General features: G+C 68.2%; 22 protein-coding genes. 15 read left to right on the top strand and 7 right to left on the bottom strand.

Annotation, left to right across the window (positions count from 1 at the left end; translation table 11 throughout):
* Nucleotides 1–48 precede the first annotated feature (48 nt).
* Complete coding sequence (locus J2Y49_RS02365; protein WP_310111799.1) at nucleotides 49–1584, bottom strand: DEAD/DEAH box helicase; 1536 nt, start codon at nucleotides 1582–1584, stop codon at nucleotides 49–51.
* Nucleotides 1585–1881: 297 nt separating this feature from the next.
* Nucleotides 1882–2436 carry a superoxide dismutase family protein gene (locus J2Y49_RS02370; protein ID WP_194909748.1) on the bottom strand — a complete coding sequence of 185 codons (555 nt, stop codon included), beginning with the start codon at nucleotides 2434–2436 and terminating at the stop codon, nucleotides 1882–1884.
* Nucleotides 2437–2578: 142 nt separating this feature from the next.
* Here J2Y49_RS02370 and J2Y49_RS02375 point away from each other — a divergent pair, with 142 nt between their 5' ends.
* The 10 genes from J2Y49_RS02375 (at nucleotide 2579) to J2Y49_RS02420 (ending at nucleotide 12012) form a co-directional block, all read left to right on the top strand.
* Nucleotides 2579–3001: a Fur family transcriptional regulator gene (locus J2Y49_RS02375; RefSeq protein ID WP_310111803.1), complete on the top strand. Its 423-nt coding sequence runs from the start codon at nucleotides 2579–2581 to the stop codon at nucleotides 2999–3001.
* Entirely contained in the window at nucleotides 2998–3222 is a 225-nt protein-coding gene (locus J2Y49_RS02380) for a hypothetical protein (RefSeq protein ID WP_194909746.1), read from the top strand. Before J2Y49_RS02375 ends, J2Y49_RS02380 begins: the two co-directional genes overlap by 4 nt.
* 331 nt (nucleotides 3223–3553) lie before the next feature.
* Nucleotides 3554–4372 (top strand): phage capsid protein, encoded by an 819-nt coding sequence (locus J2Y49_RS02385; protein WP_194909743.1) that lies wholly within the window; start codon nucleotides 3554–3556, stop codon nucleotides 4370–4372.
* Nucleotides 4373–4428: 56 nt separating this feature from the next.
* Nucleotides 4429–4701, top strand: a complete 273-nt coding sequence (locus J2Y49_RS02390; RefSeq protein WP_310111807.1) for a hypothetical protein — start codon at nucleotides 4429–4431, stop codon at nucleotides 4699–4701.
* Between the two features lie 91 nt (nucleotides 4702–4792).
* On the top strand, nucleotides 4793–5362 hold the full coding sequence (locus J2Y49_RS02395) for a hypothetical protein (RefSeq protein WP_310111809.1): 570 nt from the start codon (nucleotides 4793–4795) through the stop codon (nucleotides 5360–5362).
* Nucleotides 5363–5375: 13 nt separating this feature from the next.
* Entirely contained in the window at nucleotides 5376–7271 is a 1896-nt protein-coding gene (locus J2Y49_RS02400; protein WP_310111812.1) for a hypothetical protein, read from the top strand.
* Nucleotides 7271–8077 (top strand): hypothetical protein, encoded by an 807-nt coding sequence (locus J2Y49_RS02405; protein ID WP_310111814.1) that lies wholly within the window; start codon nucleotides 7271–7273, stop codon nucleotides 8075–8077. Before J2Y49_RS02400 ends, J2Y49_RS02405 begins: the two co-directional genes overlap by 1 nt.
* 33 nt (nucleotides 8078–8110) lie before the next feature.
* On the top strand, nucleotides 8111–10141 hold the full coding sequence (locus J2Y49_RS02410) for a glycosyl hydrolase family 28-related protein (protein ID WP_310111816.1): 2031 nt from the start codon (nucleotides 8111–8113) through the stop codon (nucleotides 10139–10141).
* Nucleotides 10138–11658 carry a phage terminase large subunit gene (gene terL / locus J2Y49_RS02415; protein ID WP_310111820.1) on the top strand — a complete coding sequence of 507 codons (1521 nt, stop codon included), beginning with the start codon at nucleotides 10138–10140 and terminating at the stop codon, nucleotides 11656–11658. The genes J2Y49_RS02410 and terL overlap by 4 nt, the downstream gene beginning before the upstream one ends.
* 33 nt (nucleotides 11659–11691) lie before the next feature.
* Nucleotides 11692–12012 (top strand): hypothetical protein, encoded by a 321-nt coding sequence (locus tag J2Y49_RS02420; protein ID WP_149222382.1) that lies wholly within the window; start codon nucleotides 11692–11694, stop codon nucleotides 12010–12012.
* Nucleotides 12013–12041: 29 nt separating this feature from the next.
* Here the strand turns inward: J2Y49_RS02420 and J2Y49_RS02425 are convergent, their stop codons facing one another.
* Complete coding sequence (locus J2Y49_RS02425; protein WP_063635317.1) at nucleotides 12042–12260, bottom strand: hypothetical protein; 219 nt, start codon at nucleotides 12258–12260, stop codon at nucleotides 12042–12044.
* Nucleotides 12261–12616: 356 nt separating this feature from the next.
* Between J2Y49_RS02425 and J2Y49_RS02430 the strand changes: the two genes are divergently transcribed.
* The 3 genes from J2Y49_RS02430 (at nucleotide 12617) to J2Y49_RS02440 (ending at nucleotide 15448) form a co-directional block, all read left to right on the top strand.
* Nucleotides 12617–12991: a DUF952 domain-containing protein gene (locus tag J2Y49_RS02430; RefSeq protein ID WP_310111826.1), complete on the top strand. Its 375-nt coding sequence runs from the start codon at nucleotides 12617–12619 to the stop codon at nucleotides 12989–12991.
* Nucleotides 12988–14061 carry a quinone-dependent dihydroorotate dehydrogenase gene (locus tag J2Y49_RS02435; RefSeq protein ID WP_310111828.1) on the top strand — a complete coding sequence of 358 codons (1074 nt, stop codon included), beginning with the start codon at nucleotides 12988–12990 and terminating at the stop codon, nucleotides 14059–14061. Before J2Y49_RS02430 ends, J2Y49_RS02435 begins: the two co-directional genes overlap by 4 nt.
* A gap of 136 nt (nucleotides 14062–14197) precedes the next feature.
* Nucleotides 14198–15448 carry an EAL domain-containing protein gene (locus tag J2Y49_RS02440; RefSeq protein ID WP_310111831.1) on the top strand — a complete coding sequence of 417 codons (1251 nt, stop codon included), beginning with the start codon at nucleotides 14198–14200 and terminating at the stop codon, nucleotides 15446–15448.
* 10 nt (nucleotides 15449–15458) lie between these two features.
* Here J2Y49_RS02440 and J2Y49_RS02445 read toward each other — a convergent pair whose 3' ends face one another.
* Together J2Y49_RS02445 and J2Y49_RS02450 are read right to left on the bottom strand one after the other, a co-directional pair.
* Nucleotides 15459–15806: a type II toxin-antitoxin system PemK/MazF family toxin gene (locus J2Y49_RS02445; RefSeq protein WP_310111834.1), complete on the bottom strand. Its 348-nt coding sequence runs from the start codon at nucleotides 15804–15806 to the stop codon at nucleotides 15459–15461.
* Entirely contained in the window at nucleotides 15803–16048 is a 246-nt protein-coding gene (locus J2Y49_RS02450; RefSeq protein WP_310111837.1) for an AbrB/MazE/SpoVT family DNA-binding domain-containing protein, read from the bottom strand. The genes J2Y49_RS02445 and J2Y49_RS02450 overlap by 4 nt, the downstream gene beginning before the upstream one ends.
* A 214-nt stretch (nucleotides 16049–16262) precedes the next feature.
* Here J2Y49_RS02450 and thrS point away from each other — a divergent pair, with 214 nt between their 5' ends.
* Nucleotides 16263–18227, top strand: a complete 1965-nt coding sequence (gene thrS / locus J2Y49_RS02455) for a threonine--tRNA ligase (protein ID WP_310111840.1) — start codon at nucleotides 16263–16265, stop codon at nucleotides 18225–18227.
* A gap of 48 nt (nucleotides 18228–18275) precedes the next feature.
* Nucleotides 18276–18839: a translation initiation factor IF-3 gene (gene infC / locus J2Y49_RS02460; protein WP_409017768.1), complete on the top strand. Its 564-nt coding sequence runs from the start codon at nucleotides 18276–18278 to the stop codon at nucleotides 18837–18839.
* 94 nt (nucleotides 18840–18933) lie between these two features.
* Here infC and J2Y49_RS02465 read toward each other — a convergent pair whose 3' ends face one another.
* Together J2Y49_RS02465 and J2Y49_RS02470 are read right to left on the bottom strand one after the other, a co-directional pair.
* Nucleotides 18934–20304 carry a CocE/NonD family hydrolase gene (locus J2Y49_RS02465; RefSeq protein ID WP_310111846.1) on the bottom strand — a complete coding sequence of 457 codons (1371 nt, stop codon included), beginning with the start codon at nucleotides 20302–20304 and terminating at the stop codon, nucleotides 18934–18936.
* Between the two features lie 216 nt (nucleotides 20305–20520).
* Nucleotides 20521–20718: a DUF2783 domain-containing protein gene (locus J2Y49_RS02470; RefSeq protein WP_014248756.1), complete on the bottom strand. Its 198-nt coding sequence runs from the start codon at nucleotides 20716–20718 to the stop codon at nucleotides 20521–20523.
* Between the last annotated feature and the right edge of the window lie 23 nt (nucleotides 20719–20741).

A 20741-nucleotide genomic window follows, 5' to 3' on the forward strand; every position in this document is an offset into this window, starting at 1 on the left:
CCGTCTCGGCGAGAGACGGGGCCTTTTTCTTTCCTGGCGCTGCGCGGATCAGGCGGCGCTGGGCTTGCGGCGCATCGGCGTGTTGCCGCCGGGGGTTCCGGCCGCGCGCGGGGCCTGCTTGCCGCCCCCATGGTTGTTATTGCCATGGGTGTTGCCGTGCGAAACGGCATGCGGAGCCGGACGGCGGTCATGCCGGTTCTGGTCGTTGCGGGCGGCGTCCGGCCGCGGCGCGCCGGTCGGCTTGCCGGCCTTTTGCGGGACCTTGGCGGCCGACGCGACAGGCTTCGGCTGTGCAGCCTTGGCGGGGGCCGGCGGCTTCGGTGCGGCGTTGGAACCAGCGTTTCTGGGGCGGGCCTGCTGCTGGTTGCGATTGTTCTGGTTGCGGTTGCTGCCCGGCGCCTTGGGGCGGGGCGGCGGCTTGCTGGAGGCGTGGATTTGCGCCACGTCGACCGCGTGGTAGGGGTGGTCGGTGTCGGCCGGGATCGGCTGACGGATCGTCTTTTCGATGTCCTTCAGGTAACCGACCTCTTCATGGTCGCAGAAGGACACCGCGCTGCCGTCGGTGCCGGCACGGGCGGTCCGGCCGATGCGGTGGACGTAGCTTTCCGGCTCGTTCGGCAGGTCGAAGTTGATGACGTGGCTGATGCCGTCGATGTCGATGCCGCGGGCGGCGATGTCGGTCGCCACCAGCGCCCGCAACTCGCCGGCGCGGAAGCTTTCCAGTGCGCGGACGCGGGCCGACTGCGACTTGTCGCCATGGATGGCGTCGGCGGCGATGCCCGCCTTCTTCAGGTGGTCGGCGATGCGGTCGGCGCCGTGCTTGGTGCGGGCGAAGACGATGGTACGGGCCATCGCGGAGTCTTCGAGCAGGTCGGCCAGCAGGCGGCGCTTGTCGCTGCGGTCCACGAACAGGACGCGCTGGTTGATGCGCTCCACCGTGGTCGACTGCGGCGTCACCTCGATGCGCTCGGGATCGGTCAGGATGCTGTGCGCCAGTTCGACCACGGCGTCGGGCATGGTGGCGGAAAACAGCAGCGTCTGCCGTTCCTTCGGCAGCACCGCGACCACCTTCCGCACGTCGCGGATGAAGCCCATGTCGAGCATGCGGTCGGCTTCGTCGAGGACGAACACCTCGATCGCGCCGAGATTGACGTGGTTCTGCGCCATCAGGTCGAGCAGGCGGCCGGGGGTGGCGATCAGCACCTCGACGCCGCGGGCGATGGCGGCGACCTGCGGGCTTTGCCCGACGCCGCCATGGATGACGGTGCGGCGGATCGGCAGATGGCGGCCGTAGGTGGTGAAGCTGTCACCGATCTGCAGCGCCAGTTCCCGCGTCGGGGTCAGGATCAGCGTGCGCGGCGACTTGGCGGCCACGCGCTTCTTGTTCTGGAACAGCCGCTGCAGGATGGGCAGCGTGAAGGCTGCGGTCTTGCCGGTGCCGGTCTGGGCGAGGCCCAGAACGTCGCGGCCGGCCAGCAGGAGCGGGATGGCGCCGGCCTGGATCGGCGTGGCCGTGGAGTATCCCTCCTCCGCGACGGCGCGCAGAAGAGGCTCGATCAGGCCGAGGCCGGAGAATTCGGTCATGGAAGCGATGGTCCTGGTCACCAAAATGGGGGCCGCGCCAGGAGGGAGCGGCCGGGCTTGCGCGCTCCGCGGCGGGTTGGCGCGGAGCCGTCGGGCGGCGGGCGATCCGGGCGCGCGCAAGTCCTGCGCGGCGCCGGGCGCCGTCCGACCCCGGACAGATAGGGCCGGTGGCTTGATTTGGCAAGCAAACTCGGTGCGCGGCAGGGGTGCGCCGGTCAGGATGCGTGGGGGAGGGGCGCGAATCCCCGCCGCGACGCCGCGGCAAATGGTCGCGCCCCGGGGCGGTTCAGGAGGTGCTTACGGCTTCTTGATGACGCCGCAGGCGATGCGGTCGCCCGAGTTGCCGGCGGGCTGGCTGAGATAGTCGTCGGGCTGGGCATGGACGACGATGGAGGTGCCGCCCTGCTTGAACAGGCCGTCCGGCCCGTCGGTCAGTGTGACCATGTGGGTGATAGCCTCGAACCCGGCCTTGCCCGCCTCGTTGGCCCAGATGTTGGGAAGCTCGCCGTAATGCATCTTTTCGGCCTCGAGCCCGTGCTTGGAGCCCTGGGCGGCGAAATGGCCGCCGGCCGCCTTGAAGTCGGGCGTGCAGGCGCCGTTTTCGTGGATGTGGATGCCGTGCCAGCCCGGCGGCAGTCCTTCGAGCTGGCCGTGGACCAGGATGCCGTGCGGGAAGCGGGTGAAGGTGACGGTCCCCAGCGGCTTGCCCTGGGCATCGGCGACGGCGGCCTGGGCGGCGGGAGCGGGAGCCGGGGCCGACTGCTGGGCCAGGGCCGGGGCGGCGAACAGCGACAGGCCGGCGATCAGCAGGGCCTGCGTCGTCCCGATCCGGGGCGGGTGGGCACGGGTCATGCGGGTGAGTCCTCCAACTTGGCCGGGCCAGGGGTGGCGCCGGCGGGTTCAGCGACTTTCCGTCGCTGCGAAACCGCTCTGGGATTGCGAACGGTTTTCAGTATGATGGGGGTCTCGGGAAGCAAAGACCAGGGTTGGGGTGATGACGTCGCGTCTGGAAGCGTTGTGTATGGAGAAGGGGCTGAAGATGACCGGGCAGCGCCGCGTCATCTCGCAGGTGTTGTCGGACGCCGACGACCATCCCGATGTGGAGGAGGTGCACCGCCGGGCCGTGCAGATCGACCCGCGCATTTCGATCGCCACGGTGTACCGCACCATGCGGCTGCTGGAAGACGCGCAGGTGATCGAGCGTGTCGACCTGGGCGACGGCCGTGCGCGGTACGAGGAGGCGTCGGCCGACCACCATCACCACCTGATCGACACCCGCACCGGGCGAATCATCGAGTTCGCCAGCCCGGAGCTGGAGGCGCTGAAGGAGCGCATCGCCCGCGAACTCGGCTACAAGATCGTCGGCCACCGGCTGGAAATCTACGGCGTGCCCCTGGATGAGGAGGAGCGTCCATGACCGATCCCCGTTTCCCCGAGGCGGAGCAGCCGATCGTCGACGCCATCGCCTGCCGCGATGCGGTGCAGCGCTGCTATTCCGGCCTGTGCCGCTGCGGCCAGCCGGAACGCTATGCGCTGGAGGCGGCGGTCACCGTCTACCGCTACCACCATCCGGAAATCCCGCCGGCCCAGGCGGAGACCATCGTCAGCCATTGGGTGGCGGGGCCGGTTCGGCACTGAGGGGGGTGGGTCAGGGTGGGGGCGACCGCCAGCAGACACCTCGTGTGAAAATAGTCCTTGATTGCCCCCGCATAAAATCCTAGAATCAATCTCGTCAAGGCGACAGGTCCGCCCCTGGACCTCGATGCCAGACAGACCCACAGCTCTCCCCTCGCTTCGGTCCGAAAAGGGCCGGTTGGACACTTGAAAGTCCGGCCGGCCCTTTTCGTTTTTGCGTTTCGCCCGCGGCCGGCGCTGCGCCTTGCGCGCATCTCCGACAACCGGGTGGCGGAACGATTCCTCCCGCCACGCCGTCGCGGGATCCGCAGGAACGCGAAAGGAAAAAATCCTTATGTCGACCAGCATCGCCCAGGCGTTCGTCAAGCAGTTCGAGCGCGAGGTCCACGAGGCCTACCAGCGCATGGGTTCGAAGCTGCGCAACACGGTGCGCAGCAAGAACAACGTGCAGGGCGCCTCCACCGTCTTCCAGAAGGTCGGCAAGGGCGCCGCCTCCACCAAGTCGCGCCACGGTGCCGTCCCGGTGATGAACCTGGACCACACCCCGGTCGAATGCGCGCTGTATGATTTCTATGCCGGCGACTGGGTCGACCGGCTGGACGAGCTGAAGACCAACATCGACGAGCGGCAGATCATCGCCAATGCCGGCGCCTATGCGCTGGGCCGCAAGACCGACGAGCTGCTGATCGCCGAACTGAACAAGTCCGTCAACTATGCCGGCAGCGCCGCCGACGGGCTGACCAAGGCCAAGATCCTGGCCGCCTTCGAGATGATGGGCGAGGCCGATGTGCCGGACGACGGCCAGCGCTTCGCCGTCGTCGGCTGGAAGCAGTGGAGCCAGCTGCTGGGCATCGAGGAGTTCGCCAGCTCCGACTATGTCGGTTCCGACGAGCTGCCCTGGCGCGGCACCCAGGCCAAGCGCTGGCTCGGCACGCTGTGGCTGCCGCATTCCGGTCTGACGCTGAGCGGCAATGTCCGGCTCTGCCACTGGTATCACAAGACGGCGGTCGGCCATGCGGCGGGCGCCGACGTGAAGACCGACATCACCTGGCACGGCGACCGTGCGGCGCATTTCGTCAACAACATGATGAGCCAGGGCGCCGCGCTGATCGACACCACCGGCGTGGTGACCCTGCGCTGCCTGGAGAGCTGAGCGGGGGGCGATCCCCCCTCTCACTCGCATCCCCCACATTCCGGAGTCTTCGATCCATGGCCTATGCGTCCAAGGATTTGAGCGTGCTCGCCTACGCGAACGGCTTCACGCTCTGGCACTACACCACGACCGATGCGGCGACCGACATCGACACCGTCGGCTATTTCAACGGAGCGGCCGACCTGCTGCGGGTGGGCGACATGCTGCTGGCGAACTGCGCGGTCGGCGCCGCCACGCCGGCGACCGGCGTGCTGGTGGTGGCGGCCAGCGCCAACGGGGCGGTCGACGTCGCCAATCTGACGCCGTTCGGCAGCGCCAACAGCGACTGATCCGCCGAAGGGGAAGGGCGCCGCACGTCGACCATGGAGGGCGACCATGGAGGGCGGCGCCTTTCCGAAACCCTGGAAAGGGAGACCGTCCATGGCCCTGACCGCCATCGGCCTGTGCGGCCGCGCGCTGATCAAGCTCGGTGCCACCGCCATCGCTTCCTTCGACGACGGCTCCGCCGAGGCGGAGGTGGCCGCCGCCCTCTATGCGCCGACGCGCGACGCGCTGCTGTCGGCCAACGCCTGGAGCTTCGCCAGCGTCCAGGCGACGCTGCCGCGGCTGGCCGAACCGCCGGTCGCCGACTATGCCTGCGCCTTCCAACTGCCGGCCGATTTCCTGCGGGCGCTGGGGGCGGGCGGCGCCGGGCGGGGGCGCGGCCTGTCCTATCGCATCAGTGGCCGGACGCTGTTGTGCGATGCCGGCGCCGTCACCCTGTCCTACATCGGCCGTCCGGCGGAGGAGGAGTTTCCTGCCTTCTTCGATCAGGCGCTGATCGCCCGGCTCGCCGCCGAGTTCTGCCTGCCGCTGACCGAAAGCTCGACACGGGCGGAGCTGCTGGCCCAGCTGGCCGAAAGCGAGTTCCGCCGTGCCCGCCAGATCGACGCCCAGCAGGACACCCAGCCCGGTTTCGAGGACTTCACGCTGATCGAAGCAAGAGTGTGATGGGGAGGGCGTGATGGGACGGCTGCATCAGGTCAAGACCAACTTCACCGCCGGAGAGGTGTCGCGCCGCCTGCTGGGGCGCGGCGACCTCAAGGCCTACGACAACGGCGCGCTGGCCCTGCGCAACCTGTTCATCGACCCGACCGGCGGGGTGACGCGGCGGTCCGGCCTTGCCTTCACCGCGCTGGCCCGCGGCGACGGGCGGCTGGTTGCGTTCGAGCGGAACAGCGAACAGACCTATCTGCTGGTCTTCACCGACCGCTGGATCGACGTGTTCCAGGGCGGGGGCAAGCTGGCGTCGGTTGCCGCGCCCTGGACGATGACGCAACTGGCGCAGATCACCTGGACGCAGAGCGCCGACACGCTGCTGGTCTGCCATCCCGACCTGCCGCCGCGCAAGCTGACGCGTGGCGACGACGGGGCCTGGACCCTGGCCGAGTGGGCCTTTGCGGTGGAAGGGGAACTGGTGCGGACACCCTTCCACCGCTTCGGCGATCCGGCGGTGACGGTGACGCCGTCCGGCACCGGCGGGGCGATCACCGTCACCGCCTCGGCCCCGGTGTTCGACCCGCGCCACGACGGCACCCGCATCCGCATCAAGGGCAAGCAACTGCAGGTGACCGGCGTGGTATCGGCCACCCAGGTCAACGCGACGGTCAAGGAAGCACTGGCCGATACCCAGCCGACGACGCAATGGGAGGAGCAGGCCTTCTCGGCATTGCGCGGCTGGCCGGTGTCGGCGGCCTTCCACCAGGACCGGTTGGTGATCGGCGGCTCGCGCGACCTGCCCAACCGGCTGTGGCTGTCGCGCTCCGCCCAGATCTGGAACTTCGATCTGGGCGAGGGGCTGGACGATCAGGCCATCGAGTTCGGCATCCTGTCCGATCAGGTGAACGCGGTGCGCGCCGTCTTTTCCGGCCGGCATCTGCAGGTCTTCACGTCGGGCGCCGAGTACATGGTGACCGGCGACCCGCTGACCCCGCAGAGCATGCAGGTCAACCGCCAGACGCGCATCGGCTCGCCGATGGACCGCGCCATTCCGCCGCGCGATGTGGAGGGGGCGACGCTGTTCGTGCCGCGCAACCGGCGCGAAATCCGCGAGTTCCTCTATACCGACACCGAGGCGGCCTATCAGGCGAACGATCTCGCCCTGCTGGCCCGCCATCTGGTGTCCAGCCCGCGCGACCAGGATTACGACCAGAACCGCCGGCTGCTGTTCGTCGCGATGGAGGACGGCACGCTGGGGGCGCTGACCGCCTACCGGGCGGAGAATGTCACCGCCTGGACCCTGCTGGAAACCGATGGGGCGGTCCGCTCCGTCGCCGCGGTGGGTGACGAAGTCTACACGCTGGTGGAGCGGCGCGGCGTGTGGTCCGTCGAGCGGTTCGACGATGCGCTGAATCTCGACGCGGCGATCACCGGCGAGCGGGTGGACGCAACCGCGGTTTGGGGCGGGCTGACGCATCTGGAGGGACGGACGGTCGCCGTCGTTGCCGACGGGGTGGTGCGCAACCCGGCCACTGTCCAGGCCGGCAGCATCACGCTCGACCCGCCGGCGCGCAGGGTCGAGATCGGACTGCCCTATACCCACCGGGTCGAACCGCTGCCGCCCAACCTGCTGGGGCAGGCGACCGGGGCCGACATCGTCCGGCTGGTCGCCATCACCTTCCGGCTGGAGGAGACGGCGGCGCTGCGAGTCGATCTGGGGCGTGGGTTGCAGGAACTTCCGCTTCACCGGCTGGGCCCGCAACCAGCCGACGGGGTACCGCCGCGCGTGTCGGGGGACCGCCGGTTGCGGGCGCTCGGCTGGCGCCACGACACCAATGTCCCGCTGTGGCGCATCGAACAGGATGCGCCGCTGCCCTTCACGCTGCTTTCCGTGACCATGGAATTGAAGGTGAACGACTGATGGGTGGAATTGCTCCCCTCGTGACCACGGCGCTGCCGCTGGCGAACTCGGTCATCGGCACCGTGCGCAGCGCCAATGCCGGCCAGTCCGGTGCCGCCGCACAGCAGGCCGCAGCCCAACAAGCCGCTGCCGAACTGGAATACAAGCGCCAGCAGGACGCGGCGCAGGCCGCAGCGGCACAGGCGGCCCTGGAACAGAAGTACCGCGAGGAAGCGGCGGCGGCCGAACGCAACGCCCAGGCCGCAGCCGTCGCCCGCCAGCAGCAGGCCCAGCTGGAGGCCGAAGCGCAGGCCCGCCAATGGGCGCATGATGCCGAGTTGCGTCAACGGGAGCAGGAGCTTCAGCGCCAGAAGGACGAGGAGGCCGCTGCTGCTGCGGCGGCGGCACGGGCGAAGGAAATGGACGATTTCCGCTCCTCCCAGGAGCAGACGCTGGCGCAGCTGCGCGCCAGCCAGGAGCAGGCCGTCCGCTCCAAGGAAACCGATACCCAAACCCAGCTGGCACAGTTGACCGCTGCGGCGGATTCCGCCGAGCAGCGTCGGCTTGCCGCCCTGCGGCAGGCGGTCGGCAAGACCCGCGCCGGGTTGGGCGCGCGTGGCGTCAGTGCGCAGGACGGGTCGGGCGAGGCGATCCTGCTGGGGCTGACCAACTCCAGCGAAACCGAACGGAAGAACGCGCAGGCGACCGACCAGCTGAAACGCGCCGCCATCCAGCAGAGCCTGGACGAAGCCAAGCGCCGCAACCTGCTGGAGTTGTCGCAACTCGCCGACCGTCAGCGGCTGGAATACATGAGCAAGTTCTTTTGAATCTGCTTGTGTCCGTTTTCGCGGAGACCCTTGATGTCCACGTCGCTTCTCATTCCGCGCGGGACCCCGCGCGTGCAGTATCTCGCCGACGGCATGCAGCGGGTCTTCACCTACCCGTTCCCGATCTTCGCCGACGAGGATCTGCAGGTCTTCCTGGGCGCCGCGCTTCAGAGCACAGGCTATGCGGTCGGCGGGGCCGGGGCCACCGCGGGCGGGGCGGTGACCTTCGCCGCGGCGCCGGCGGAGGGAACGGTGGTGCTGCTGCGCCGCCGGCTGCCCATCGAACGGCGCAGCGATTTCGGTGAAAGCGGGCCGCTGCCGGCCTCCGCCCTCAACGGCGAGCTGGACCGGTTGACGGCGATGCTCCAGCAGGTGGCGGGCAATCAGGAACTGATGCTGCGCTATGCCGACAGCGACCTGCCGGCCTCCCCCCTGCTGCCGGAACGGGCTTTGCGCCAGGGCAAGCTGCTGGCCTTCGACAGCGCCGGCAACCCCACCATCCGCCCGCCGGTGGACGAGGAGGCACTGGCGACCTATGTGCCGCCGGGGGCCGGGGCCACCGCGCGGCCGGTGCGCGACAAGTTGGCCGACCTCGTCTCCGTCAAGGATTTCGGCGCGGCGGGCGACGGGCTGGTCGACGACACGCTGGCCCTGCAGGCGGCGCTGACCTCGGCCCGCGCAGTTTTCGTGCCGCCGGGCACCTACCGCGTCGCCAACACGCTGACGCTCGGTTATGGGCAGACGCTGTATGGGGTGGGGCAGGGATCGGTGATCCAGGGAGCGTCCAACGGCTTCGACCTGATCCATCTGCCGGACGGTTACGCCACCCTGTCAGGCCTGCGGCTGGAGCAGGGCAGGGCGGGAGTGCGGCTGTTCGGGCGCGACGGGCCTTGCGTGCAGAACAGCCTGACCGACCTGACCCTGTGGGAGCCGGAGGTGGGGCTGCTGTTCGACGGCCATATCGACCCGAACCTGCCCTGCTATTGGAACAACATCGCCCGCGTGCTGGTGGCGCGGCCGTCGCGCCATGGGGTGTGGCTGACGCGGACGGGGGCGGGCGATACGCCGAACGCCAACCGGTTCCACGCCGTGCGGGTCTATTCGCTGTCGGCGCCGATGAGCGGCTGCGGCTTCTTCGTGGAGCAGGGGCGCTACAACAACGCCTTCTTCGACTGCGAGGCCAATCTGTGGCCGGAGGCGGAGGCCTGCTTCCGTGTCGGCTCCGTCACCGACAAGACGCTGATCGTGAATTTCTACGCCGAGTCGCTGGGCGCCCTGCCGAATCTGCAGCTGGATGCCGGGTCGGTGGAGACGGCGATCATCAACCTGTTCTCCGCCGCCGCCGGTCCGGCGATCCTCGACCGCTCCGGCGGGCAGTACACGGCGGTCAATGCCGGCTATCCGGAGAAGAACCGGCTGCAGCGCAGCCGCGTCACCGAACTGGTGGTGGAGGCGCTGCGTTACGACACCGACTATGTGGAACCGGCGACAGGCGGGGTGGTGGCGCTGGACCTGCGCAGCTCCGTCTATCTGGCCAGCGCCTATGGCGGGCCGGTGGAGTTGCGTCTACCGAAGGCCGAGACCGTCAACGGCCATGCGGTGACGATCAAGCGCACCGATGCGTCCACCAACCCGCTGACGGTGACGGAGACCGGCGGGCCGGGGCCGGACGGACGGGCGCTGTCGCTCGGCAACCGCTACGACTTCGTCACGCTGGTGTCGAACGGGGCGGGCTGGTGGATCGTCGCCGGCAACAGCCAGCCGGGCAACGCCCACTATCACGACACCCCCGGCCTGTTCGAACCTGACCTGAACCAGCAGCTCTATCTGGTCAGCGCCTGGAGCGGGGCGGTGGAGGTGCGGCTGCCGGCGCCGTCGGCGCCGCATGCGGTGGGGCGGACGGTCACCGTCAAGAAGTCCGACACCGGCGGCAACCGCGTCACCGTCACCCAGGCCGGCGGCGGCGGGCCGGACAGCGAGGCCATCGCGCTGGCCGCCCAGGGCCATGCGGTGACGGTGATGTCGAACGGCGCCGGCTGGCACATCCTGGGGCGGAATCCATGAGGGCGGGGAAGGAGGACAGCTTCTTCGGCTTCGTCGACGGCTGGAACAGGATGGTCGAACTGAAGACCCCCGCCCACCACGCGCGGATGGCAGGATGGCTGGAGGAGCATATGGCCGGGCAGAACCGGCGCATGCTGCTGATGGCCTTCCGCGGGTCGGGCAAGTCCACCCTGGTCGGGCTGTTCGCGGCGTGGCTGCTGCTGCGCGATCCCAACCGCCGGCTTCTGGTGCTGGCCGCCGACCTGAAGCTGGCGACGAAGATGGTGCGCAACGTCAAGCGCATCCTGGAGCGCCATCCCGGCTGCGCCCACCTGAAGCCGCCGGCCAGGGAGCGCGACCAGTGGGCGGCCGACCAGTTCACGGTGGTGCGGCCGATGGAATTGCGCGACCCGTCGATGGCGGCGGCCGGCATCGGGGGCAACATCACCGGCAGCCGCGCCGACGTGGTGATCTGTGACGATGTGGAGGTGCCGCGCAACGCCGACACCGCGGTCAAGCGCGCAGCATTGCGCGAGCGTCTGTCGGAGCTGGAGTATGTGCTGGTGCCGGGCGGGACGCAGCTCTATGTCGGCACGCCGCATGCGCAGGACAGCCTCTATGCCGAGGAGACCGACGACGGCAGCCCGCCCTTCTTGGACGGGTTCGAGCGGCTGGTCCTGCCGGTCTATACCGAGGACGCCGAGGGCCGCCGCACCTACACCTGGAAGGAGCGCTTCGGCGAGGCGCATGTTGCCCGCATCCGCAAATCCACCGGCCCCAACAAGTTCACCAGCCAGATGCTGCTGCGTCCGGTCAGCGTCGCCGACGGTATGCTGGATGTCGCCAAGCTCGGCCGCTACGACGCGGAGCTGGTGTATCGCGAGGCGCTGGGCCGTGCGGTGCTGACGCTTGACGGAGTGCGGATGGTTTCCGCCTCCTGCTGGTGGGACCCGGCCTTTGCCCGGCTGGAAGCGGACGGCAAGGCGAAAAGCGGCGACGGCAGCGTGGTGGCCGTGGTTTTCGGCGGTACCGACAACCGGTTCTACCTGCACCGGGTGTTGTATCTGGCGGTCGACCCGCGTTTGGAAGAGACGGAGGCCGATCAGCAATGCGGTCAGGTCTCCCGCCTTATCGCCGACAACCACCTGTCGTCGATCCATATCGAAATCAACGGCTTGGGCCGCTTCCTGCCCGGCCTGCTGCGCGAACGGCTGCGCCATGACCGGCTGGCCGTCGGCGTGGTCGAGCAGACCAGCCGCAAGCCCAAGGCCCAGCGGATCACGGAGGCCTTCAATGCCCTGATGGCCGACCGCCGCCTGCTGGCCCACCGGTCGGTATGGGACACGCCGCTGATCCGGGAAATGCGCGACTGGCGTCCGGACGGCCGCTACCGCGGGCCCGACGACGGCCTGGACGCGGTGGCCGGCTGCCTCAATGCCGAACCCTTCCGTTTCGAAGACGCGGCGGCCCCGCCCGAACGCCGCCCCGACTGGCGGGGTATCGGCACGGTGGTGGCGCCGTCGGATTGGGAGCTTTGAGTCGTTTCCCCACCTCAACCACAGGAGACCCCGATGCACGACACTCTGACCGGAGGCCTGGATCTCGCCTGGTGGATCACCGCGGTCGAACTGCCGGCGATGGGCGGGCTGTTCTGGCTGATCGCGCGGGTGCGCAAGGATGCCGACAGCGCGCTGGACGAATTGCGCGCCCGGGCGGAGGAGGCTCAGGCACAGGTGCGCGAGAATCTTGCCGCATACAAGCTGGAGGTCGCGAAGACCTACGTCTCCTTCGCGACGCTCAAGGACGTGGAACAGCGCCTGACCGACCATCTGCTGCGGATCGAGACCAAGCTCGATTCCGGCTTCATGCCCTTCGAGGGCGGACGGCGCTGACCGTCAACGGCCGAAACGGGCGAGTCGGCTCAGTCGGCGTGGTGGATCATCGCCTGGTAGATCTTCCAGGCCACTTCGACCGACACGCCGCCGGCGCGCGCGCCTGCCGCTAGCATGGTGGCGCTCGGCTTCAGCGGGACCGCGGTCTGACCCGGCTCGCACAGCGCGCCCATGGCGGTGACCGAGGCGCCCAGGTCCGTGTCGCAGGACTGGGTCTTCTTCATCAGGCTCATGGAAATCGCGTTCATGACGGGTCCTCCGTTGACTTGCTTCTGTCACAGCAAAAGCGGTGCCAATCTGCGAAGGCGGCTTCGGCCCTTGGAATCGCAGGGGTTGAACTGGATGGCCCGCCGTTTAGGCAGGAACGAAGGCCCCGGAAACTCAAAAATACCCGCAAAATGCCGAATAGTTTCGAGTGTGCTTTGCAAAATGCAACGCGCGACGCGTGCGTAATTGCATTCGGGGAGTCGATCTTGCGTTGTGATCCAGGGTTTGCCGGACCCGACCGCATGGGACGCCCCGCACAGTGGGTAACTGCGGCTTTCGGGCTGCGGCTTTGATGCGTCTGGCCGGTGGCCGCGCCTTGGGATAGTGTCCGACCATCATGACCGACCGAATCATCCACCACATGTGCCGCGCGGACGAGTGGGACGCCGCCCGCCCGGCCGGCAGCTACCCGGGTTCGTCGCAGGATGTCCAGGACGGCTTCATCCATTTCTCCACCGCCGGACAGGTGGTGGAGAGCGCCGCCAAGCATCGGGCCGGCCAGGACGGCCTGCTGCTGCTGACGGTGGACGCCGACCGGCTGGGTGCCGCCCTGCGTTGGGAACCCTCGCGCGGCGGACAGCTGTTCCCGCATCTTTACGGGCCACTGCCGGTGGATGCCGTGCTGCGGGTCGACCCGCTGCCGCTGGGGCCGGATGGGCGCCACGTCTTCCCGGCCGGCTTTCCCTTCACCCTCCAGGATCTCGTTCCGTGATCGACCTCTATCCGCTTGCCGGGCCGCTGCTGTTCCGCTTCGACCCAGAGACCGCGCATGGCCTGACCATCAAGGCGCTGAAGACCGGACTGGTCCCGCCGGCCCGTGGCAAGGACGAACCGTCGCTGCACACCCGCGTCTGGGGGCTGGACTTCACCAACCCGGTCGGGCTCGCCGCCGGCTTCGACAAGAATGCCGAAGTGGTCGACGCGATGCTGAACCTCGGTTTCGGTTTCGTCGAGCCGGGCAGCGTCACCCCGCGGCCGCAGCCCGGCAACCCGCGTCCTCGCCTGTTCCGGCTGGTGGAGCAGCGGGCGGTCATCAACCGCATGGGCTTCAACAACGAGGGGCTGGAAGCCTTCGCCCAGCGGCTGGAGCGCCGCCGCGCGGCGGCCAGGCGCGCTCCCGGCATCGTCGGCGCCAACCTGGGCAAGAACAAGGACACGGTCGACGCCGCCGACGATTACGTGATCGGCGTGCGCCGGCTGGCGTCGCTGGTCGATTATCTGGTCGTCAACGTCTCCTCCCCCAACACGCCGGGCCTGCGCGCGCTGCAGGGCCGGGATCCCTTGCGCGCCCTGCTGGAACGGGTGCTGGAGGCGCGGGCCGCCTGCGGCCTGACCCGCAATCCGCCGCTTCTGCTGAAGATCGCCCCTGACCTGACGGTGGAGGACAAGAGCGACATCGCGGCGGTGGCGCTGGAGTCCGGCATCGACGGGCTGATCGTCTCCAACACCACCATCTCCCGGCCCGACGGCATCCCGGCGGCGATGCGCAGCGAGGCCGGCGGCCTGTCAGGCGCTCCGTTGTTCGAACCCTCCACTTCCGTCCTGCGCGAGATCTACGCGCTGACCGGCGGCAAGCTGCCGATCGTCGGCGTCGGCGGCGTGGCGACGGGCGAGGACGCCTATGCCAAGATCCGGGCCGGCGCTTCGCTGGTTCAGCTCTATTCGGCGATGGTCTATGCCGGGCCGGCGGTGGTCCACCGCATCCGCCGCGAACTGGCGGAACTGCTGCGCCGCGACGGCTTCCGCTCGGTCGCCGAGGCGGTGGGGGCGGATCTCCGCTGAGGGATCACCGCTGAAACCGCGCAGGATGCGGCGTGCAGGGGCGTAGCATTAACGGATCGTCAAACGGGTGTCCCGACAGTGAGTGGGGATGCCCGCCCGGTCCGTGCCATGCCCGTGCCGAAGGCTCCGCATCCTAATGAAGGCCTTGACCGCCGACTTCCGCCCCGGCACTACCGTTTCCACCACCGTGGTTCCTGCGATGACCCTGCTGACGCACCTTGTCTATGCGCTGGCTTACCTGATCGCCGGAATTTCCGCCGGTGCCGCTCTATGGGCGCTACGCCCGGAGGCCGATCCGCTGCTGGCGTGGATGGCCGGCGCGCTGGTGGTGCTGGCCGGGGCGCTGGTCCATGACGTGGTGACCCGGCTGGAACGCGAGCGCAAGGCCGCCCGCCGCCTCGCCCGTCTGAACGACCGGGTGGAGGAACTGGCCCACCTTCTGGAGCAGCGGTTCGCCGCCGAACCCGGTGCCCAGTCCGACGGCGGGGGCCGCTACGACGCGGTGATGCAGGAGGTGAGGCTTCTGCAGTCGCTGGTCGCCCGCCTGACCGAACGGCGGGCTCCCCGTCCACCGGCCGCCAGTGCGGAGCGCCGTCCCGCGCCGGCCCCGTCCGCCACTGCGCCGTCCGCCGCTGCGCCGTCCGCGCCGATGGATGACGCCGCGGTGCTGGAGGCGGTGCGCGACGCGCTGAAGGCCGACCGCATCGACGTATATCTCCAGCCCATCGTCAGCCTGCCCCAGCGCAAGCACCGCTTTTACGAGGTGTTCTCGCGCGTGCGGGCCGCCGACGGGCAGCAGATCATGCCCGACCGCTATCTCGACATCGCCGAGCGCGAGGGGCTGATCGCCACCATCGACAACCTGCAGCTGGTCCGCTGCGTCCAGCTGATCCGCGAGACGGAGCGGCGCCAGCACGCCATCGGCTTCTTCGCCAACATCTCTGCCGCGACGCTGGCCGACGCGGAGTTCATGCGCCAGTTCCTGAACATGATGGCGCAGAACCACGCCCTGGTGCCGAAGCTGGTGTTCGAACTGAGCCAGCATGCCCTGAGCGCCGGCGGGGCAGTGACCATGGGCATCCTGTCGCAGCTGGCGCGGCTGGGCTTCCGCTTCTCGATGGATCAGGTGACGGATCTCGCCATCGACGTCGACCGGCTGCTGCGCCACGAGTTCCGCTGCATCAAGCTGGACCGCGCCCTGGTGCTCGACCCCGCCAATGCCGAACGCATCCGGGAGTTGCGCCGCCGCTGCGCCGCTGACGGTATCGACCTCATCGTGGAGAAGATCGAGACCGAGAACCAGCTGGTCGAGGTGCTCGACACCGGCTTCGACTTCGGCCAGGGCTATCTGTTCGGCGAACCGCGGCTGAGCCGGAAGCCGGAGTGAGGGTGGAATTCTAAAGCCCGATCAGCGCCGCGAGCTTTCCGCGCACCTCTGCCAGGATAGCAGATGGGATGCGTGCGCCGGAGAACAGCACCGGCCGGGCCATGGTGTCGATGCTGCGGACATGGCTGGTCAGGATTTCACCGGAAATCGGCAGACCCGGCGGCAGGACGGCACTGCTGGGAAATGGGCGAACGCGCGTGGTGATCGGGCATACGATTGCAAAGCGCGTCGCTTGCCAGAATGCACAGGGCGACACGATCAGTGCCGGTCTTCGCCCGCCTTGCTCGCGCCCCGTGCGAGGATCGAAGTCGGTCCAGATCAGATCGCCTGCTTCCGGTTGCCATTCTTCTTCGGTCATTCTTCGACGATCTCGCGGCCGACGTCAGGACCCCAGTCGAACGCATCCCGCATCGCCTCCGGCGTGACGCCTTTCATGAGTTCATCGAGGCTGTAACGGGGGCGGTCCGCGGTGATGACGATCCGGTCGCCTTCGGCGTGAATATCGACCCTTGCGCCATCTCGCAGCCCCACTTGACTGGCGATGTCCTTTGGGATGCGGATGCCCAGGCTGTTGCCCCATCGGGCGAGTTGGACCTGCATGGACGTGGCCTCCTTGACGCTGCGATATGGCATGGAAATGCCATCGAGCCGGATATTCACAGGATATACGGCAAGCGTGGCAAAAATAAAGCCATGAGTTGCCTGGAGGCCTTGATTTCGGCCACCGCGCTTGACATTCCCCCACGTGGCGATGGAAATTTCGCGTTCCCGGTCCTGTCCGGGCACCCGATGCGGGTGAGACCAACACTAGTAAATGGTGACTTCGGTGACGTCCAACATCGCCATCACGCTGCCCGACGGCAGCGTGCGGGAGTTCGACCGGCCGGTGACGGGGCTTGAGATCGCCCAGTCCATCGGTTCGCGCCTTGCCAAAGATGCGCTTGCCGTCAAGATCGACGGCACGGTGAAGGACCTCACCACCACCGTCACTACCAACGCCAAGATCGAGATCGTCACGCGCAACCACGCCGACGCTCTCGAGGTTATCCGCCACGACGCCGCCCATGTGCTGGCCGATGCGGTGCAGAAGCTGTATCCCGGCACGCAGGTCACGATCGGCCCGTCGATCGCCACCGGCTTCTACTATGACTTCGCGCGTGACGAGCCGTTCACGCCCGAGGATCTGGAGAAGATCGAGGCGAAGATGCGCGAGATCGTCGGGGCCGACATCCCGATCGTTCGCGAGGTCTGGGACCGCGACGAAGCCGTCGCCTACTTCAAGAATCTCGGCGAGCATTATAAGGCCGAGCTGATCGAGGCGATCCCGCAGGGCGAGCCGGTGTCGATCTACCGCCAGGGCGACTGGCTGGATCTGTGCCGCGGTCCCCACGCCATGACGACGGCCAAGGTCGGGCAGGGCTTCAAGCTGATGAAGGTGGCCGGCGCCTATTGGCGCGGCGACAGCCGCAACCCCATGCTCCAGCGCATCTACGGCACCGCCTGGCGCGACGAGAAGGAGTTGAAGGCCTACCTGCACCAGATCGAGGAGGCGGAGAAGCGCGACCACCGCAAGCTGGGCAAGGAACTGGACCTGTTCCATGTGCAGGAGGAGGCGGTCGGCTCGGTCTTCTGGCATCCGAAGGGCTGGACGCTCTACCAGACGCTGGAAACCTACATCCGCACCAAGCTGAAGGGCGCCGGCTATGTCGAGGTCAAGACGCCGCAGTTGATCGACAGCTCGCTGTTCAAGGCGTCGGGCCATTGGGACATGTATGGCGACAACATGTTCAAGGTGGAGGCCGACGGCGGCGAGAAGCTGCTGGGCATCAAGCCGATGAACTGCCCCGGCCATGTGCAGATCTTCCGCCACGGCCTGCGTTCCTACCGCGACCTGCCGATCCGCATGGCGGAGTTCGGCGCCTGCCACCGCAACGAGCCGTCGGGCGCGCTGCACGGCATCATGCGCGTGCGTGCCTTCACCCAGGACGACGCCCACATCTTCTGCACCGAGGATCAGGTGCAGAGCGAGGCGGCCGAGTATTTCAAGCTGCAGCTCGGCGTCTACAAGGATCTGGGCTTCGACAAGATCTCGGTGAAACTGGCGCTGCGTCCGGACGTCCGCACCGGCGCCGACGAGCTGTGGGACCGGGCCGAAGGAGCGCTCGCCCAGGCGCTGCGCGACGCCGGGCTGGAGTACGAGGAACTGCCGGGCGAGGGCGCCTTCTACGGACCGAAGGTCGAATTCCACCTGACCGACGCCATCGGCCGGACCTGGCAGTGCGGCACGCTGCAGTACGATCCGAACCTGCCGGAACGACTCGATGCCAGCTATATCGGCGAGGATGGCGCGCGCCACCGGCCGATCATGCTGCACCGGGCGATCCTGGGGTCGATGGAGCGCTTCATCGGCATGCTGATCGAGCATTACGCCGGCAAGTTCCCGCTGTGGCTGTCGCCGGTGCAGGTGACCGTCGCCACCATCACCAGCGAGGCCGACGGCTATGCCGAGGAAGTGGCCAAGCTGTTGAAGCGCAAGGGCCTGCGCGTCGAGCTCGACACCCGCAACGAGAAGATCAACCTGAAGGTCCGTGAGCACAGCCTGCAGAAGGTGCCGCTGATGCTGGTTGTCGGAAAGCGCGAGGCAGACGAGCGGACGGTCGCGCTCCGCGTGCTGGGCGGCAAGGATCAGGAAATTCTTGCCCTCGACGCTGCCGTGGCTAAACTGGTTGAGGAAGCGAAATCGCCCGCAGGCGAAACCGTGACCGACTCGCCGTTTTAACCGACCACGCGACGCCGCCGGCCGCTCCTCTGGACGGCCGGCCTCTGCGTGGTTTCAGACCATGGAGAAGCGTCCATAGCCAGGATCCCGTCCGAAGCCGCCCCGACCCGCGATGGCCCGCGGGTTAACCGGGAGATCTCGGCTCGTTCCGTTCGTCTCGTCGGTGCCGATGGCGAGATGATGGGGGTGGTGTCGTTGCGCGATGCTTTGCTGGCCGCTGAGGATGCCGGCCTCGATCTGGTCGAGGTTGCTCCCCAGGCCGAACCGCCTGTCTGTAAAATCCTCGACTATGGCAAGTTCAAGTACGAGGCGCAGAAGAAGGCGAACGAGGCCCGCAAGAAGCAGAAGATCATCGAGGTCAAGGAGATCAAGCTCCGGCCGAACATCGATGACAACGACTATGACGTGAAGATGCGCTCGGCGCGCCGTTTCCTCGAGGAAGGTGACAAGGTCAAGGTGACCCTGCGCTTCCGCGGCCGCGAAATGGCGCACCAGGATCTGGGTATGAACGTGCTGGTCCGCGTCCGCGACGAGCTTACCGAACTGGCGAAGGTCGAGCAGATGCCGAAGCTCGAAGGCCGCCAGATGGTCATGGTGCTGGCTCCGCGCTGACGCGGGGGTGATTGTTGCGAGAAAGGCCCGTCCGGGATGCCGGACGGGCCTTTTTCTTTGCCTGATGCGGCAGTGCGGGTTCCCCAACCTTTCCTCACCGCAGCGGCCGGTCGTCGACGATCACTACATAGCAGGTGTGGCGGGTGTATTTGGCACAGTTGTCCAGGGCACCGCGGCGGGCGGCGTCCTCACTGGACATGCCGGACTTCCAGCCGAAGGCGCCGTCCCGCGACACCGCAAAGGCCTTGCGGCCGGCCGCTTCAAGATAGGCGCTGAATTTCGGCCGGTTGGCGTCGGACAGCTCGGGAGGCGGCTCCAGCCTGACTTGCGTGCCGCGCGGTTCCTCCATCGGCGTGGCGGCCAAATCGGCACCGGCAGGGCGGTCGTTCAGGTAGGCGATGCGGCAGCTTTGGCGGGTATGCTTCGCGCAGGTCTCCAGCGCGCCCTCCTGCGCCGCGTCCAGGCCGCGCAGGCCGGATTTCCAGCCATAGGCGCCGTCGGGCGACACGGCGAAGGCCTTGTTGCCGCCGGCCGCGACATAGGCGGGGAACTTTGCCCGGTTCGCGGCGGACAGTTCGGGCGGCGGCGGCAGAGCCGGCAAGGTCAGCGCGATCGGCGTCCGGCGCGGGACCAGCCCGTTCTGCGCCAGGAATTCGTCGACCATCGGCGTCCAATCCGCAATCGCCGCGCTGAAGAAGGAATGCCCATCCTTGCCGTGCGGCGGTGCCGCGATGAACTCGCCCCGGCCGCCTTCATGGGTGAAAGCCTCCCAGAGGCGGCGGGCGAGATCGGGGCCGAAGAACAGGTCGTTTTCGGCATAGATCCACAGGGTCGGAACGCGCGAACTGCGGCCCAGCGTGCCGAAGGCGGCGACCAGCCGCTCCTCCCGGCAGACCTCGTTGTCGGCTATGGAGCCGCGCCCGCCGGCGAAGCTGATCGCCGCCTTCAGCCCGGGCGGGGGATCGGCGCTGAGCGCGATGCTGGCAAGCCCGCCGGCCGACACGCCCACCGCGATGATGCGGCCGGGATCGGCATAGGGTTGGGTCGCCACATGGCGGACGGCCTGACGCAGGTCCTCGGCGCTCTGCCGGGCGGAATGCAGGTAGTCGGGGTTGTTGCAGGCGCCGGTCGTCTCGCTGTAGGGACCGTCCGATCCGCCATAGCCGCGCCGCATCACCGCCACCGTCGCCCAGCCGCGCCGGGCGAACTCACGGGCTTCCGGCAGATAGCGCAACGGCGTCATCTGCGCCCGCTCCGCCGGGTCGCGCGGGGTGCCGTGGCTGATGATCGCGATGGGGTAGGGACCAGGACCGTCCGGCCGCAGCAGCATCGCCTCCAACGTTGCGGAGGATCCGTCGGGGAAGCGCGCGGGGATCGACAGCGGCGTTTGCACCAGCCCTTCGGCCAGCGCCGGTCCGCACCATGACAGCATGAACAGCAGGGCGATCAGGCGGCGCAGGGTCATGGCGGGCGCAGTCTCCGCAAGGGAAGGGGGGCTTGCGCTTTTGTACGCCATCTTGGGCTTGGCGTCAGTGGGAGAGGTGGCTGACGATGCCCCCACCCTAACCCTCCCCCGCTGGGCGGGGGAGGGGACAAGCGCTTATGCAGGAGAGTGGCGGCAGTTCCTCCCCCGCCCAGCGGGGGAGGTTAGGTGGGGGTCTAACTTCGCACCACGAGTCCCTCATTCCACCCCCTGCCGCGCCACCCGCAGCGCCTCGGCCAGGACCTCGGCGTCGCCGATGTGGTTGGCGAGCAGCAGGATCAGCTTGGCGTTCAGGCGGGTGCTCTGGTCGGGGGTCAGGTCGCGGTGGCTGTCGATCAGCAGTTGATAGACGTCGTCCGGGCTGGCGAAACGCTGCTCGGTCATCAGCTTGGCCATGGGAGGGCTCCAGAATTCGGGAA

The sequence above is a fragment of the Azospirillum sp. BE72 genome, from assembly GCF_031455875.1.
Lineage (GTDB): Bacteria > Pseudomonadota > Alphaproteobacteria > Azospirillales > Azospirillaceae > Azospirillum.